This window comes from Streptomyces sp. NPDC088400 (genome assembly GCF_044753355.1).
GTDB lineage: Bacteria > Actinomycetota > Actinomycetes > Streptomycetales > Streptomycetaceae > Streptomyces.
Window position 1 is genome coordinate 247,399 of sequence record NZ_JBIVMZ010000010.1, and the last position, 14,772, is coordinate 262,170.

At 71.5% G+C, this 14,772-nt stretch carries 15 protein-coding genes; 11 read left to right on the forward strand and 4 right to left on the reverse strand.

The window, feature by feature from the left end; genetic code table 11:
• Positions 1 to 14: 14 nt before the first annotated feature.
• The 6 genes from ACIQD6_RS25225 (at position 15) to ACIQD6_RS25250 (ending at position 7,677) form a co-directional block, all read left to right on the forward strand.
• The gene (locus ACIQD6_RS25225) at positions 15 to 677 is read left to right on the forward strand and encodes a class II aldolase/adducin family protein (RefSeq protein ID WP_401886030.1); all 663 of its coding nucleotides are present in this window, start codon (positions 15 to 17) and stop codon (positions 675 to 677) included.
• 411 nt (positions 678 to 1,088) lie between these two features.
• Positions 1,089 to 2,216 (forward strand): alpha/beta hydrolase, encoded by a 1,128-nt coding sequence (locus tag ACIQD6_RS25230; RefSeq protein ID WP_401886032.1) that lies wholly within the window; start codon positions 1,089 to 1,091, stop codon positions 2,214 to 2,216.
• Between the two features lie 421 nt (positions 2,217 to 2,637).
• Entirely contained in the window at positions 2,638 to 3,969 is a 1,332-nt protein-coding gene (locus ACIQD6_RS25235; protein WP_401886034.1) for a hypothetical protein, read from the forward strand.
• Positions 3,970 to 4,437: 468 nt separating this feature from the next.
• Complete coding sequence (gene abc-f, locus ACIQD6_RS25240) at positions 4,438 to 6,036, forward strand: ribosomal protection-like ABC-F family protein (protein ID WP_401886037.1); 1,599 nt, start codon at positions 4,438 to 4,440, stop codon at positions 6,034 to 6,036.
• 498 nt (positions 6,037 to 6,534) lie between these two features.
• Positions 6,535 to 6,756, forward strand: coding sequence for a helix-turn-helix domain-containing protein (locus ACIQD6_RS25245; RefSeq protein ID WP_030753304.1), 222 nt, complete (start codon positions 6,535 to 6,537; stop codon positions 6,754 to 6,756).
• 129 nt (positions 6,757 to 6,885) lie between these two features.
• Positions 6,886 to 7,677 (forward strand): enoyl-CoA hydratase/isomerase family protein, encoded by a 792-nt coding sequence (locus ACIQD6_RS25250; RefSeq protein WP_401886039.1) that lies wholly within the window; start codon positions 6,886 to 6,888, stop codon positions 7,675 to 7,677.
• Positions 7,678 to 7,753: 76 nt separating this feature from the next.
• On the opposite strand, the gene ACIQD6_RS25255 is transcribed toward ACIQD6_RS25250, so the two are convergent.
• Complete coding sequence (locus ACIQD6_RS25255; RefSeq protein WP_401886041.1) at positions 7,754 to 8,608, reverse strand: hypothetical protein; 855 nt, start codon at positions 8,606 to 8,608, stop codon at positions 7,754 to 7,756.
• 94 nt (positions 8,609 to 8,702) lie between these two features.
• On the opposite strand from ACIQD6_RS25255, the gene ACIQD6_RS25260 reads away from it, so the two are divergent.
• The 5 genes from ACIQD6_RS25260 (at position 8,703) to amaP (ending at position 11,186) form a co-directional block, all read left to right on the forward strand.
• A complete protein-coding gene (locus ACIQD6_RS25260) occupies positions 8,703 to 9,194 on the forward strand; it encodes an Asp23/Gls24 family envelope stress response protein (RefSeq protein ID WP_401886042.1) in 492 nt (163 codons plus the stop codon).
• A 39-nt stretch (positions 9,195 to 9,233) separates the two neighbouring features.
• A complete protein-coding gene (locus ACIQD6_RS25265) occupies positions 9,234 to 9,425 on the forward strand; it encodes a hypothetical protein (RefSeq protein ID WP_401886045.1) in 192 nt (63 codons plus the stop codon).
• A gap of 111 nt (positions 9,426 to 9,536) precedes the next feature.
• The gene (locus ACIQD6_RS25270; RefSeq protein WP_401886048.1) at positions 9,537 to 9,887 is read left to right on the forward strand and encodes a hypothetical protein; all 351 of its coding nucleotides are present in this window, start codon (positions 9,537 to 9,539) and stop codon (positions 9,885 to 9,887) included.
• A 110-nt stretch (positions 9,888 to 9,997) separates the two neighbouring features.
• Entirely contained in the window at positions 9,998 to 10,603 is a 606-nt protein-coding gene (locus tag ACIQD6_RS25275; RefSeq protein WP_401886183.1) for a DUF6286 domain-containing protein, read from the forward strand.
• Between the two features lie 4 nt (positions 10,604 to 10,607).
• Positions 10,608 to 11,186, forward strand: a complete 579-nt coding sequence (amaP, locus tag ACIQD6_RS25280; protein WP_401886049.1) for an alkaline shock response membrane anchor protein AmaP — start codon at positions 10,608 to 10,610, stop codon at positions 11,184 to 11,186.
• Positions 11,187 to 11,276: 90 nt separating this feature from the next.
• On the opposite strand, the gene ACIQD6_RS25285 is transcribed toward amaP, so the two are convergent.
• The 3 genes from ACIQD6_RS25285 to ACIQD6_RS25295 are packed head-to-tail and all read right to left on the reverse strand — an operon-like array spanning position 11,277 to position 14,685.
• Positions 11,277 to 12,032 carry an SDR family oxidoreductase gene (locus ACIQD6_RS25285; RefSeq protein ID WP_401886052.1) on the reverse strand — a complete coding sequence of 252 codons (756 nt, stop codon included), beginning with the start codon at positions 12,030 to 12,032 and terminating at the stop codon, positions 11,277 to 11,279.
• A gap of 4 nt (positions 12,033 to 12,036) precedes the next feature.
• A complete protein-coding gene (locus ACIQD6_RS25290) occupies positions 12,037 to 13,821 on the reverse strand; it encodes a glycoside hydrolase family 15 protein (RefSeq protein WP_401886054.1) in 1,785 nt (594 codons plus the stop codon).
• 39 nt (positions 13,822 to 13,860) lie between these two features.
• Complete coding sequence (locus tag ACIQD6_RS25295) at positions 13,861 to 14,685, reverse strand: SURF1 family protein (protein ID WP_401886057.1); 825 nt, start codon at positions 14,683 to 14,685, stop codon at positions 13,861 to 13,863.
• Positions 14,686 to 14,772 lie beyond the last annotated feature (87 nt).

Sequence of the window (14,772 nt, forward strand, 5' to 3'; positions counted from 1 at the left end):
GACAGGATTTCAGTATGACGAATCAGCAGCGGCAGGAAGCACTCGGACAGGCCTGGCAGGACGTGGTGTCCACGGCCCGCAGAACGGCGTCGGAAGGCCTTGTCGTCGGCACCTCGGGCAATGTCTCGGTACGGGTCGGCGACCTGGTCCTGGTCACACCGAGCGGGGTGCCGTACGAGCGGCTCGGCCCCGAGGACGCGATAGCCGTCGACCTCGAAGGTCAACAGGTCCTCGGCGAACTCACCCCCACCAGCGAGCTGCCCATGCACCTCGCCGTCTACCGCGCCACCTCCGCGACCGCCGTGGTCCACACCCACGCGGTCCACGCCACCGCCGTCTCCACCCTCGTCCCCGAACTGCCCCTGATCCACTACATGTCGGCGGCCTTCGGCGGCGCCGTCCGGGTCGCTCCGTACGCGCTGTACGGCACGGACGAACTGGCCGCCAACATGCTCCACGCCCTGCGCGACCGCACCGCCGTCCTGCTCCAGAACCACGGCACGGTCACCTACGGCGACACTCTCGACCAGGCCTACGACCGTACGGCCCAGCTGGAGTGGATGTGCCGCCTCTGGCTCACCGCCGGAGCCGTCCCCGGCCACACCCCCACGCTCCTGTCCGAGGCCCAGGTGCGGGAGACCGGGGAGAAACTGAAGGGCTACGGCCAGCGCGGCTGAGCCGGGCCGTACCGCTGAGCCGGGCCCGGCTCAGCGGTACCAGTCTGAGCGTGACCAGGCTGAGCAGTGGCCCGACCGAGCGTCGGCCCGGCTGAGTGGCCGACCGATCGCGAGCCGGCCGTCGCCTCCCGGGGAGCCAACTCCGCCCGGGAAGCGGGTCCGTCCGGAGAGCGAGCCCGGCCGGGGCTGCGAGCCGCCCCGGCCGGGCGCCCTCCCGGCGCGGACCGACGTGGGCGTCCCTGGCGGGTTCTCGCACCCGGCGGCCAGGTGCGCCAGCGGCGCTCCGTAACCCGGTAGCCCCGTACACCAGCGGCTTTGTACCCCAGTAGCCCCTCGTACCCCAGCAGTCCTTCGTACCCCGACGGCCCCCGTCCGCTGGCCGTGGCGGGTGGGCGTGGCGACACTGTGACAGTGCGCCCGGCTACAGCGACGGCAGCGGCCGTCTCCACAGTGCTCGGGGTCGGCGCGGCTGCGGTCGCGGTCGGCCGGTACGCCGGCGATGCCGCGCTCAAGGCACCGCCCGGACGGCCCCTGCCCAGCGACCCCCGTCTCACCGTGCACGCGACGGCCGCCGGACAGGTCACCCTGACCCGCAGCCTCGCGTCCCTGCGCCCCGGCACGTACGGACTCGAAGCACCCGGCGTCCACGCGGTCGTCGGCCCCGTGCTGGAGGGCGTCGAGCACGCCGCCCACACCGTCGTACGGCGGCTGGTACGGGTCACCCACGGCAGCCTCGTGGCCGGCTCGCGCGTACGCCTCACCCCGTGGGTGCACAGCGGCGATCCCACCACCGCACTCGGCCTCGCCCACAAGGATGTGTGGATCCCGGGCGAACTCGGCTCCCTGCCCGCCTGGTTCGTCCCCGGCGCGCGCGAGACCTGGGTGATCACCGTGCACGGCCTCGGCGCCACCCGCGAACACCCCATGAACATCATGGAGTTCCTGGCGGAACAGCAGATCCCCGTGCTCGACATCGCCTACCGGGGCGACCCCGGCGCCCTCCGGTCGCCGGACGGCCTCGGCCACCTCGGCGACTCGGAGTGGCGTGACCTGGACGCGGCGATCCGGTACGCCGTCCGCTACGGCGCGCGGCGCGTGATCCTCCACGGCTGGTCCACCGGAGCCTCGATGGCCCTGTTCGCCTCCGCCGACTCCGCTCTCAGGGAGCGGATCTCCGGGCTGGTCCTCGACTCGCCGGTGCTGGACTGGGAGGCCACCCTGCGGGCGCTGGCCGCCGCCCGCCGTATCCCCGGAGTCCTGCTGCCGCTCGCTGTCCGGGCGGCGAGCGGCAGGGCCGGTCTGGACGGCGACCGGCTGCTCAGGGCCGCCGGACGGGGCGCCCTGCGTGTCCCGACGCTGATCATCCACGGCCCCGACGACACCCTCGCGTCCTGGAACTCCTCCCGCGAACTCGCCGCGCGAGGCCCAGGACTGATCAGCCTCCACGCGGTGCCGTACGCCCCGCACGCCGCGATGTGGAACGCGGATCCCACCGGTTACGAAGAGACGCTCCGCCGCTTCCTCACCCCTCTCATGTAGCCCGTATTCCTCCAGCCCGTATTCCTCCTGGCCCCAGCGCCTGCCGCCGGACGTCGGACCTCGGTACTCGGACCTCCGCCTGCCGCGCGACGCCCGGCAGGCGAACTCGCCGCGTCGGCGAAGACGCCCACGTCGCCAGGTGCGCCAGGTGCGTCCGGTGCGTCCGGTACGAGAGTGATCCCCCGCCCCGCGATCACCCGCGCCGGGCGCCGTGCGGCCCCGCCCAGCAGGCATCTTCCTTCCCTTCCGTGCCCCCGCGTCCCGTCCGTAGCAAGGCCCCCGCCCGCCGGTCCGGTACCGAGGGAATGGGTTCCGTTTGGGCTTTCGGGCAGTCAGCGGGAAGACTGCCCCTGTGACGTCCCGAAAGCCTGATGAGCAATTGGCGCGCAACTCCAGACTCCGCCTCGTCCGCACGCGACCGTTGACCACGGCCCGACGGGCTGTGAGCGATGGCCGCAGCCGACCGGCACCCCGGCCGCCGGAGGGCACTCCGCCTCCGGCGGAGCTGGCCCGGCAGGCGAGGGCGGTCCTCGCGGATGCCGTACGAATCGCCCGCTGGGCGGCCGTCGACCGGGACCCCGGAGCGGGTCCGCTCGCCGCGGCAGCCCAGGAACGGGCCGCCGCAGCACTGGAGTTGACCCCGGACCAGGTGCGCGCGGGCTGGGACCGCGCCCGGCTGGCCGGCCTGGTCGAGCTGCACGGCGGCACCGTACGTCCCGGCTGGCGGCTCCAGGCCTGGGACCGCGACGACAGTGCCGTCCAGCGCGGCTGGGTCGCGCTCTTCGACGCCTGGTCGCTCGTCCACCCGGCCCCCGACGATGTCGCCGCGGCGACGGTCGCCGAGGTCGTCGAGGCCGTCCCGCAGGTGCTCTCCCTCCTTCAGCTCTCGGCCGGACCCGTGCTCGTACCGGCCCTGCTCGACCTGCTCCAGCAGCGGGTCGTGGAACTCCACGAGGAGCGCTGCGAGGTCCCCTACGGCCCCCAGCCCGCCCCCACCGGGCCCGTGGCCCCCGAACCTCCCGTGGCCGACGCTCTCCTTCCTCCGCTCCTCGACTGGGCCCTGGAGGGCCTGGCCGCCGTCGGGGCACTGACCCTGGGGGAGGGCCAGGCCACCCTCACCCCGCTCGGCAACTGGGCGGTGTGGGTCAAGCTGGAGCAGATCTGCGTCGCCGCGCAGAGCCCCGCCGGCAACATCGAGCAGTCCGCCCAGCACATGCTGCGCGGCTGCGCCGGCCTCACCCCCGGCCCGGCCCGCGCCGAATACCGGGCCTGGCTCGCCGCCCGCACGGTCGGCAGCGCCGTCACCGAGCTCCTCGCCGTCGCCCGCGGCGAGGACGCGCTCCTGCGCGGACTCGCCTTCGAGGCGCTGCGGGTCGTCGGCGCCCCCGCGGAGGCCGAGGTCCGGGCGGCGGCGGACGACACCTCTCTGCGGCCCTACGCCCTGCTCTGGCTGGCGGAGTACGAGGGCGCCGACCCGGAGGACGCGTCCGAGGTCCTCACCCGCGAGGAGTCGACCTGGCTCTGGGTGGACACCGCGGCGGCCGTCGCCGACCACGGCGAGAGCGATCTGCTGGTCCGCCACCTCGACTCCGCGGTGCAGGGCAATGTGCCCGCCCTGCTCGACGAGGTCAGGGCCATCGGCCACCCCCGTACCGTCCAGGTCCTGGTCGCCCTGGCCGCCGCACACCCGGATCCGGCCCTGGCCAAGGCCGTACGCCGGGCGGCCTTCCAGGTGCACACCGGAGGCGCCTGACCTCTGGGCACCGGAGCGGCTGGGGCGGGAGCGGCTGTGACGGGGGCGGCTGTGACGGGGGCGGCCGACGCCCCCTCAGCCGCCCGCGCCCCGCGTACGTACCCAAGACCCGGCAGACGGCCCGAACTCCGGTCCTTCCGGTCCTTCCGGTCATGCTGATCACCTCTTCGTGGATCTTCGTGGATCTTCGCGGACTCGGCTTCGATCTGTGTGATCTGGATCTCAGTCTGGCACCCGCCACTGACAATCGGCCTCCGTTCCCCGGGTAGGCGCTCCGTGCGGCCGGGTCCTCGCGCGGCCGTTCGCCGCACCGCCCGTCGGCCGGTGGTCCTCGCGGCAGCGCAGCCAAAGCAGTTGCGCGGCCCGGCTAGACTGGGCCCATGGCATTTCTCCTTGTGCATTAGCCGGCGTCGAAGAATCTCCTCCGCCTGCCCTCTTCCGCCGTCCATACCGCCCTGGAGTTTTTCCGTGATCACCGCAACCGGCATCGAGCTGCGTGCCGGCGCCCGCATCCTCATCGAGTCCGCCTCGTTCCGTATCGCCAAGGGCGACCGCATCGGCCTCGTCGGCCGTAACGGAGCGGGCAAGACCACCCTCACCAAGTGCCTCGCCGGTGAAGGCGTCCCCGCCGCGGGCACCATCACCCGCTCCGGGGAAGTCGGCTATCTGCCGCAGGACCCGCGCACCGGCGACCTCGACGTCCTGGCACGCGACCGCATCCTCTCCGCCCGCGACCTCGACTCCGTACTGAAGAAGATGCGGGAGAACGAGGACCGGATGGCGAACGGCCAGGGCGCCACCCGCGAGAAGGCGATGAAGAAGTACGAGCGCCTGGAGACGGAGTTCCTCACCAAGGGCGGATACGCCGCCGAGGCCGAGGCCGCCACCATCGCCGCCGCGCTCGGCCTGCCCGACCGGGTGCTCGGCCAGCCCCTCCATACGCTCTCCGGCGGTCAGCGCCGCCGGGTCGAGCTGGCGCGCATCCTCTTCTCGGACGCCGACACCCTGCTCCTCGACGAGCCCACCAACCACCTCGACGCGGACTCGATCGTCTGGCTGCGCGACTACCTCAAGACGTACCGCGGCGGCTTCATCGTCATCTCCCACGATGTCGAACTGGTCGAGACCGTCGTCAACAAGGTCTTCTATCTGGACGCCAACCGCTCGAACATCGACGTCTACAACATGGGCTGGAAGCTCTACCAGCAGCAGCGCGAGTCGGACGAGAAGCGCCGCAAGCGCGAGCGCGCCAACGCGGAGAAGAAGGCCGCGACGCTGAACTCCCAGGCCGACAAGATGCGGGCCAAGGCCACCAAGACCGTCGCCGCGCAGAACATGGCCCGCCGCGCCGAGCGGCTGCTGTCCGGTCTGGAGCAGGTACGCCAGTCCGACAAGGTCGCCAAGCTGCGCTTCCCCGAGCCCGCGCCCTGCGGCAAGACCCCGCTGACCGCCGAGGGCCTGTCGAAGTCGTACGGCTCCCTGGAGATCTTCACCGACGTGGATCTCGCCGTCGACAAGGGCTCCAGAGTCGTCATCCTCGGCCTCAACGGCGCCGGCAAGACCACGCTGCTGCGCCTGCTGGCCGGGGTCGAGAAGCCGGACACCGGACAGGTGACCCCCGGCCACGGCCTCAAGCTCGGCTACTACGCCCAGGAGCACGAGACCCTCGACCCGGACCGCTCCGTCCTGGAGAACATGCGGTCCTCCGCCCCCGACCTGGATCTGGTCTCGGTCCGCAAGACGCTCGGCTCCTTCCTCTTCTCCGGGGACGATGTCGACAAGCCGGCCGGGGTGCTCTCCGGCGGCGAGAAGACCCGGCTCGCGCTGGCCACCCTGGTCGTCTCCTCCGCGAACGTTCTGCTGCTCGACGAGCCGACGAACAACCTGGACCCGGCCAGCCGCGAGGAGATCCTCGGCGCGCTGCGCACGTACAAGGGCGCGGTCATCCTCGTCACCCACGACGAGGGCGCGGTCCACGCGCTGGAGCCGGAGCGGATCATCCTGCTGCCCGACGGGGTCGAGGACCTGTGGGGCGCGGACTACGCGGACCTGGTCACGCTCGCCTGAGCCCGGCAACCGTCCGGGGTCAGGCATCAGCCCGATGCCTGATGCCCGCCCCGATGCCCGTCCGCCCACAGCCCATCGCCCGCCGAAACGGCCGGGCGGTGGGCTGTGCGCTGCCCGGAGGCGGTTCGGTGGGACGCCGGTGCCGTGATCCACTCACATGATCACTCTCGTGATCCACTGCGTATGGATCATTCGGCTCACGAGTGATCCATCATCTGAGTGAGGGTGTCTCGTACTGTCGGCGTGCCTCGTGACGGTTCGTTTCGTCCTGGCCATCATCCGCCCCGCCCTCTTCGGCACGGCCGCTGACCTGGTACTTCGCCCGGGTCTCCGGGCAGCGGCGCATATGACCAGCTCTGGAATCAGGGATTCCGGTCGTGCCGAAATCTTGAAGTCTGCCAAAGCTTGTCGTATCGACCTTGCCGAATGGGTGGCCAGGACGCCCGCGAGGGGTGATCATGGGAATTCCAGAGCGCACTTCCCATAGAGGAGGCACGGGTGGCCGAGACTCTGAAGAAGGGCAGCCGGGTAACCGGCGCCGCGCGTGACAAGCTCGCGGCAGACCTGAAGAAGAAGTACGACAACGGTGCGAGTATCCGGGCGCTGGCCGAGGAAACCGGCCGCTCCTATGGATTCGTTCACCGGATGCTCAGTGAGTCCGGAGTGACGCTGCGGGGACGCGGCGGAGCGACGCGAGGCAAGAAGGCCGCATCGGCCTGACTGCTGAGCGCTTCTCCGCCCGGCCGCCGGTTCGGCCGGTGCCACCCGGGTCGTTCTCACGATCGCTCAGGTGGTTACTGTGCAGTCACTTAGCTTGTTACGGCTGACTGCCCGAACCGGAGGCGCCCCATGACTTCGATCGACCCAGTACTCGACAAGAACGGCGTACGGCTCACCGTCGAGGACGCGGTTGCCACGGTGACTCTGACCAACCCGGACAAACTCAACGTCCAGTCTCCCGCTCTGTGGCGGGCGTTGACGGAAGCCGGAAGGTCGCTGCCGGGCAGCGTGCGGGTCGTGCTGCTGCGCGCTGAAGGCAAGTCCTTCTCCGCAGGGCTCGACCGGCAGGCGTTCACTCCCGAGGGCTTCGACGGTGAGCCGTCGTTCCTGGATCTCGCGCGGGGTTCCGACGCCGAACTCGACGCGGTCATCGCCGAGTACCAGGACGGGTTCGCCTGGCTGCGCCGTAGCGACATCGTGTCGATCGCGGCCGTCCAGGGGCATGCGATCGGGGCCGGCTTCCAGCTCGCCCTCTCGTGCGACCTCCGGGTCGTCGCGTCCGACGTCCAGTTCGCCATGCGCGAGACGAGTCTCGGCCTGGTCCCCGACCTCACCGGCACACACCCGTTGGTGGGGCTGGTGGGTTACGCCCGTGCGCTGGAGATCTGCGCCACGGGCCGCTTCGTACTGGCCGGTGAGGCGGAGCGCACCGGGCTCGCCAATCTGGTGGTGCCCGCGGAGGAACTCGACGCCACCGTCCTGGACCTCGCCGGCGCACTGCTGACCGCACCGAGGGACGCGGTGATCGAGACCAAGGCGTTGCTCCAGGGCGCGCACGGCCGCTCCTTCGAGGACCAGCGGGCGGCGGAGCGCGCGGCGCAGGCGCGCCGCCTGCGCGACCTTGCGGGCCTTGCCGACTGATACCGGCTGATACGGCTGATACACGCGGCTCCGCGTGATGAGCGCGGCTCCCCGCGCCCCCCATTCCGCAAGGCTCTCAGGGCGCGACGTCCACCGCTGTGACCAGTACGGTCACCGAAGGCCCGCCGGGCAGCTCTGCCATGAGTTTCTGCCGCACCGCCCGCGCCACATCCAGCGGGCGGTGACCGGCCGCCGTCGCCAGCTCCACCCGGAGATGTTCCGGAGTGTCGGCCGTCGCGCCGCCCAAGGTCCGCGTCAGGCGGGCCACGCCGGGAACCGAGGCCGCCAGGCGCGCCGATTCCCCTTCCAAGGCAGCGGACTTCGGGGTTTCAGGCTTCGGGGCGCCGGGCCCCGGGCTGTCGGGCTCCCGGCTGTTGGGCTCCGAGGCGCCGGCGGTGGTTCCTCCCCCGGCCGGCCCAGCGGGCGCCGGTGATTCACCCGGCGTGTCCAGCAGGCCCGTTACATGCAGGTCGATCTCCTCCACCCGTAGCCCCAGTTGGTCTGTCGCGCAGGTGAACAGCGCTCCGCGCAGCAGTTCCGCCACGGTGGGCAGCGGTTCGCTCGACACGGCCGTGAACTCACCGTCGATACGGAGCGGGCCCGGCGGCAGCGCGCCGGGCGGTGGCAACGGTGGTGGCGTGGACGGCCTCTCGTGCGCGGTCTGCCGTTCCGTACGGTCACGATCATCCGAACGGTCACGCTCATCCGGACTGTTCTGATCATCCGGACCGGTCAGGTCGGCCGGGGCGATCCGCAGTGTGCCGAGCACGGCTCCCGGCATCCCCGCCGTGGCGCACCGCAGCTGCGTGACCGCCGCCCGTTCCGCCAGCCACGCGCCGTCCGCCGATCCGCCCAGCGGGAGCAGTCGGCCCAGGCCGAGCCGTTCCCGTACCGCCGCCGTCCAACCGTCGGTGCCGTACGCAGTCGTCATTGGTCCAGCCTGCCGCATCCACGGCGCGGGACGGGGCAAGCACACCTAATGTGGGCAAAGGAGCCCATCACCGCCCGGAAAGGGATGAATGGCCATGACGGAGACCGGACCCCGCAATCAGTCAGTCTCTTCGAACAGGGACCTGTCGAGCGATGACGGGAGAAGGACCTCCGTCACCAAGCGTGGTGGTGGTGCCCCCGCTTCCCGTGGCCGCACCACCATCGCCGACGGCGTGGTGGAGAAGATCGCCGGCCTCGCGGCCCGGGATGTGGTCGGCGTACACGCCATGGGCAGCGGGATCTCCCGCACCTTCGGCGCCGTACGGGACCGGGTCCCCGGCGGTACCAAGTCCGTCAGCCGGGGCGTGAAGGCCGAGGTGGGCGAGGTCCAGACGGCCCTCGACCTGGAGATCGTCGTCGACTACGGCGTCTCGATCATGGACGTGGCCGCCGCCGTCCGGGAGAACGTCATTTCCGCCGTCGAGCGGATGACGGGGCTGGAGGTCGTCGAGGTCAATATCGCGGTCAGTGACGTGAAGCTGCCCGACGAGGAAGACGACGAAGAGCCCGAGTCGCGGCTCCAGTAGCGGCCACGACCGGCCGAAGGAGCGGAAGAGGAGCGCACGATGAACATGGCGATGGTCGGTCTGGTGGCCGGTATGGCGCTCGGATTCGCTGGATATTTCGGCGGCTTCGGTGCCTTTGTGCTGGTGGCCGCGCTGGGAGTGATCGGCTTTGTGGCCGGGCGGTTCCTCGACGGCGACCTGGAAGCGGGCGACCTCTTCCGTAGCCGCGACCGCGACGACCGGCGGCGGTGACCTCGCGTGGCCGGTGACCGGTTGGCGGCCGGTGAGCGGGAGACGCACGGTGAGCACGGGGTGGAAAGTGTGCACGGGGTGGGAGATGGACGTGCGGCGGGAGGTGAACGTATGGGCAGAGGGGAGCGGGTGGCCGCCGGTGAGCGCGGGGCGACCACGATCGCCGACCGGGTCGTCGCGAAGATCGCCGCACGGGCGGCATGGGAAGCACTCGACGGAGCACCGGAGGGCGGTGCCCCGCCCCACGCCACCGTCACGGTGCACCGGGACATCGCACACGTACGGGTCGGCGTGGAATTGGACTACCCCTCGGACATCGGTACGCAGTGCGGCGAGGTACGTCGCCAAGTCGCCCAGCGAGTACGGGCGTTGGCGGGGATGGAGGTACCCGAGGTGCTGGTGCAGGTCGAACGGCTGCACTCCGTCCACTCACGCGTCAAGGCCGGGGGGAGGGCGCAGTGAGTGACCCCTGGGCCGAAGGGACGGAAGAGACGGAAGGTGTGGAGGGGCGCGCGTATCCGGAGACGGGCCGGTCGGATTCCGCCACACGGTACGAGCCCCGCTCGGCACCGGTGGACGACGCGGGCGGAGCAGGCGGAGCGGACGGAGCGGGCGGACCGGATGAACGGGGCGGCAGGGCCGGCCGTTTCTGGTCGACACGCCGGATCCCCGCGGCGCTGACGGCCCTGGTCGTGCTCGGCGCCGCCGGACTGCTGCTGTACGACGTCGCGGCGGTACGGGCAGGCCGCCCCGCGATGTACTGGCGTCGCGAGCTGGCCGGCCAACTGGCCCAACAGCCCCTCGACCAGACCTGGGTGCTGGTGGCCGCGGCCGTCGCGATGGCTCTCGGACTGTGGCTCCTCGTACTCGCCCTCACACCCGGACTGCGCGGAGTGCTGCCGATGCGGCGGGACTCGACGCGGGTACGGGCCGGGCTCGACCGGCAGGCCGCCGCGCTGGCACTGCGCGACCGGGCCATGGAGGTCTCCGGCGTACAGACCGCGCGCGTGAAGGTGAGCCGCTCCCGGGCGAAGGTGCGGGCCGACTCCCACTTCCGCGCACTCGACGACGTACGGGACGACTTGGACGTGGCGCTCGGCACCGGCATCCGGGAGCTGGGCCTCGCGAAGCCGCCCACGCTGACGGTGCACGTCCGCAGGCCCGTGAAGAAGGGATGACGGGATGGTCCGGCTGATCAACCGGGTGCTGCTGGCACTCATCGGCCTGGTGCTGCTCTGCGCGGGCGGCGTGGCGTTGGCGGTCGGTCTTCAGTGGCCGGTGCCGTCCTGGTGGCCGTACGGCGGATCGCACGACGTGCTGCTGAGCCGCGCTAACCGGCTGCGCTGGCGCGGCGAGGGCTGGTGGTGGCCGGTCGTCATCGCGGTCCTCGCGATTCTGGTCGTGCTGGCCCTGTGGTGGCTGCTCTCCCAGCTGCGCCGGGCCCGGACGGCGGAGGTACTGGTCGACAGCCGTGACGGCGAGGGCGCGGTGCTGCGCGGCCGGGCGCTGGAGGGCGCGCTGGTGGACGACGCGGAGTCGCTGGACGGAGTGGCCCGCGCCGAGGCTCGCCTGACGGGCCGCCGTACGAGCCCGGCGGCACGCCTCCGTCTCCTCCTGGAACCCCACGCGGTGCCGACCGAGACGCTGAACCGGCTGACGGGCGAGGCGCTGGCGCACGCGCGCGAGTCGGCGGGGCTGGGGGAGCTGCCGGCGGAGGTGCGGTTGCGGGCGGCGAAGCACAGGGCGGAACGGGTGAGCTGAGCCGGGCGGACCGGGCCGCGCGGCCGACCGGGGCGCCTGAACCCAGGCACCCCGGCCGACCGAGAACAGGCCCGCTAAGCAGCACAGCGCCTAGAAACCGTGCCGGGCGCCGCCGTCCACCGGGATCATCAGGCCCGTCAGGTACGAGGCCGCCGGGGACAGCAGGAACGCGGCCGTCCTGCCGAACTCCTCCGGGGTGCCGTACCGCCGTAGCGGGATACGGGACTCGTTGGCCGCCCTCGACGCGTCCGCGTCCCCCGACAGCGCGTCCAGTTCGCGGACCCGGTCCGTGTCGATCCGGGCCGGCAGCAGTCCCAGCACCCGGATGCCGCGCGGGCCAAGATCGTTCGCCAGGGACTTCGCGAAGCCCGCCAGGCCGGGGCGCAGGCCGTTGGAGATGGTCAGGAACGGGATCGGTTCGTGGACCGAGCCGGAGAGGACGAAGCCGATGACACCGCCCTCGCCCAGTTCCGCCGCAGCCTCGCGGGCCAGCCGTACCGCTCCCAGGAAGACCGACTCGAACGCCGACTGCCACTGCTCGTCCGTGTTGTCCGCAGCCAGGCCCGGCGGCGGGCCGCCGACGCTGATCAGGATGCCGTCGAAGCGGCCGAACCGCTCCCGGGCCTCACCGATGAGGCGTTGTGCGGCCGCCGGGTCGGCGTTGTCGGCGGCCAGTCCGTGCGCGCCGGGGCCGATCGCCTCGGCGGCCTCGCCGATGCTCTTCTCGTCGCGGCCGGTGATGACGACCTTCGCGCCGTCCGAGGCCAGTGCGTGTGCCGCCGCGTTGCCCAGCCCCCGTGACGCACCGGTGACGACGTAGACGCGGTCCTTCAGTCCAAGATCCATGGTCCTATCCTGCCGTGTGGGTTCCCGAGAGGGTCAGCGCGGTCCCCACCAGCCCGATATGGCTGAACGCCTGCGGGTAGTTGCCCACCAGCCGCCGCGCCACCGGGTCGTACTCCTCGGCGAGGAGCCCGACGTCGTTGCGCAGTGCGAGCAGCCGCTCGAAGAGTTCCTTCGCCTCCAGCGTGCGCCCGGTCATATGGAGGGCGTCGGCCAGCCAGAACGAGCAGACCAGAAACGTTCCTTCGCTGCCCGGCAGCCCGTCCACGACCGATCCCGTCGTGCTGTAGCGGCGCATCAGACCGTCGTGCCCCAGCTCCGCCCGTACGGCGTCGACCGTGCCGATGACGCGCGGATCGTCCGGCGGCAGGAAGCCGGACCGGGCGATCAGGAGCGTCGCCGCGTCCAGCTCGGCGGAGCCGTACGACTGCGTGAAGGTGTTCCGTTCCGGGTCGTACCCCTTCTCGCAGACCTCCCGGTGCACCTCGTCCCGCATCGCCCGCCACCGGTTCGCGTCCCCGCTGAGCGTCGGGTCGTCCTCCAGCGTCCGTACGGCCCGGTCGGCGGCCACCCACGCCATCACCTTGGAGTGCACGAAGTGCCGGCGCGGGCCCCGTACCTCCCACAGGCCCTCGTCCGGTTCACGCCACTTCGACTCCAGGAAGCCCAGCAGGCTGAGCTGGAGACTCCAGGCGTGCGCCTTCGCGGGGAGGCCCGCCGTCCGGGCCACATGGAGCGAGTCGATGACCTCTCCGTACACATCGAGCTGGAGCTGGTCGACCGCGCTGTTGCCGGACCGGACCGGCGTGGAGCCCGCGTACCCGCTCAGCCAGGGCAGTTCGCTCTCCGGCAGCCGGCGCTCACCGGCCAGGCCGTACATGATCTGAAGATCTGCCGGATCACCGGCGACCGCGCGCAGCAGCCAGTCACGCCAGGCCGCCGCCTCCTCCAGATAGCCGGCGGACACCAGCGCCCCCAGCACCAGGGTGGAATCGCGCAGCCAGCAGTAGCGGTAGTCCCAGTTGCGTACGCCGCCGATCTCCTCCGGCAGGGACGTGGTGGGCGCCGCGACGATCCCGCCGGTCGGGGCGTACGTGAGGGCCTTGAGCGTGATCAGGGAGCGCACGACGGCATCGCGGTGCGGACCTTCGTACCGGCAGCGCGCCGCCCACTTCTCCCAGTCCTCCAGGCTGTGCGTCAGCGACTCGTACGGATCGACCAGCGGCGGGCGCGGCTCGTGCGAGGGGTGCCAGGTGAGCACGAACGCCACCTTCTCGCCCTCGCCGACCGTGAACGACGAACAGGTGCTGTAGTGCTGCCCCCACGTCTTGACCTGGGGCTCGCTGCGCAGCCAGACCGCGTCGGGTCCCGCGACCGCCAGCCGGTGGCCCTCCTCGCGCCGCATCCAGGGCACGACCGAGCCGAAGTCGAAGCGCAGCCGCAGGGTGGCACTCATCTCCACCGTGCCGCTGACGCCCTCCACGATCCGGACGACGTCCGGGGCCACATCGCGCTGCGGCATGAAGTCGGTCACCTTGACGGTGCCGGTCCGGGTCTCCCACACGGACTCCAGCACCAGCGAGTCACCCAGGTAGCCGCGCCGGGTGCAGTCACCCGCGCCGGTGGGGGCGATCCGCCAGTGGCCGTTGTGCTCGTTGCCGAGCAGCGCGGCGAAGCACGCCGCCGAGTCGAAGCGAGGAAGGCACAGCCAGTCGATGGAGCCGTTCCTGCCGACCAAAGCGGCGGTCTGGAGATCGCCGATGAGTGCGTAGTCCTCGATGCGTTGTGTCACGCCAGGCGTGTTCCCGCACGACAGGGCGGTTAAGCAGCCTCAGACGGTCGCGGGCGTGGGCTCCGGCTCGGAGCCGGAGTCCGCGCCGGGACCGGAGGTGCTCTTCCGCGCGGCCGCGTCGCGGTCCCGCTTCTCACGGCGTACGAGAATCACCCAGCCGACGGGTACCCCGGCGACGAACAGCCACCACTGAACGGCGTACGCCATGTGGGGGCCGATCGAGCTGTCGTCGGGGTTGGGGATCTGCTCGGGGGAGCCGCCGGACGGAACGGGAGACGTCTGCTCGACGTAGCCGCCGAGGACGGTACGGTCCAGATTCCGCTGCTGCTGCCCGCTGTTGATCAGCATCACCTGGCGGTCCGGCAGATCCTTGATATCCCTGATGCCGCTGGCCGCCGACGTCTCGTCGGCCTTGAGCCGGCCGGTGATGGTGACCTCGCCCTTGGGCGCCGGCGGGACGTCCGGGAAGGCCGTCTGATCCCCGGTGGAGGGGGAGGGGACCCAGCCGCGGTTGACGATCAGCGCACGGCCGTCCTTCAGGATGAGCGGGATCAGGACGTGGTAGCCGGCCTTGTCGTCGGCGGAGGTCCGGCGGCGTACGACGACCTCGTGCGCGGGGTCGAACCTGCCGGTGGCCGTGACACGGCGCCAGTAGTCGGCGCGCGGGACGGTGTGTCCGGGGGAGGTCAGCTCGGTGACCGGGACGGGCTTCGCCTGGAGGTTGTCCGAGATCAGGGAGTTCTGGGCGACCCTGTGCTCGTGACGGTGAAGCTGCCAGAAACCCAGCTCGGTCATCACGGGGATGAGGACGAGGGCGAGGAGGGTGAGGATCACCCACTGCCGGGACAACAGGAAGCGGTACACGTCTGCGACGTTACCCGGCGGGTTACGGGCCTTGGACGGCGGGTGGCCTCGCTCCCGCGTGACCGACGACGACTCCGTGGCGGTCGC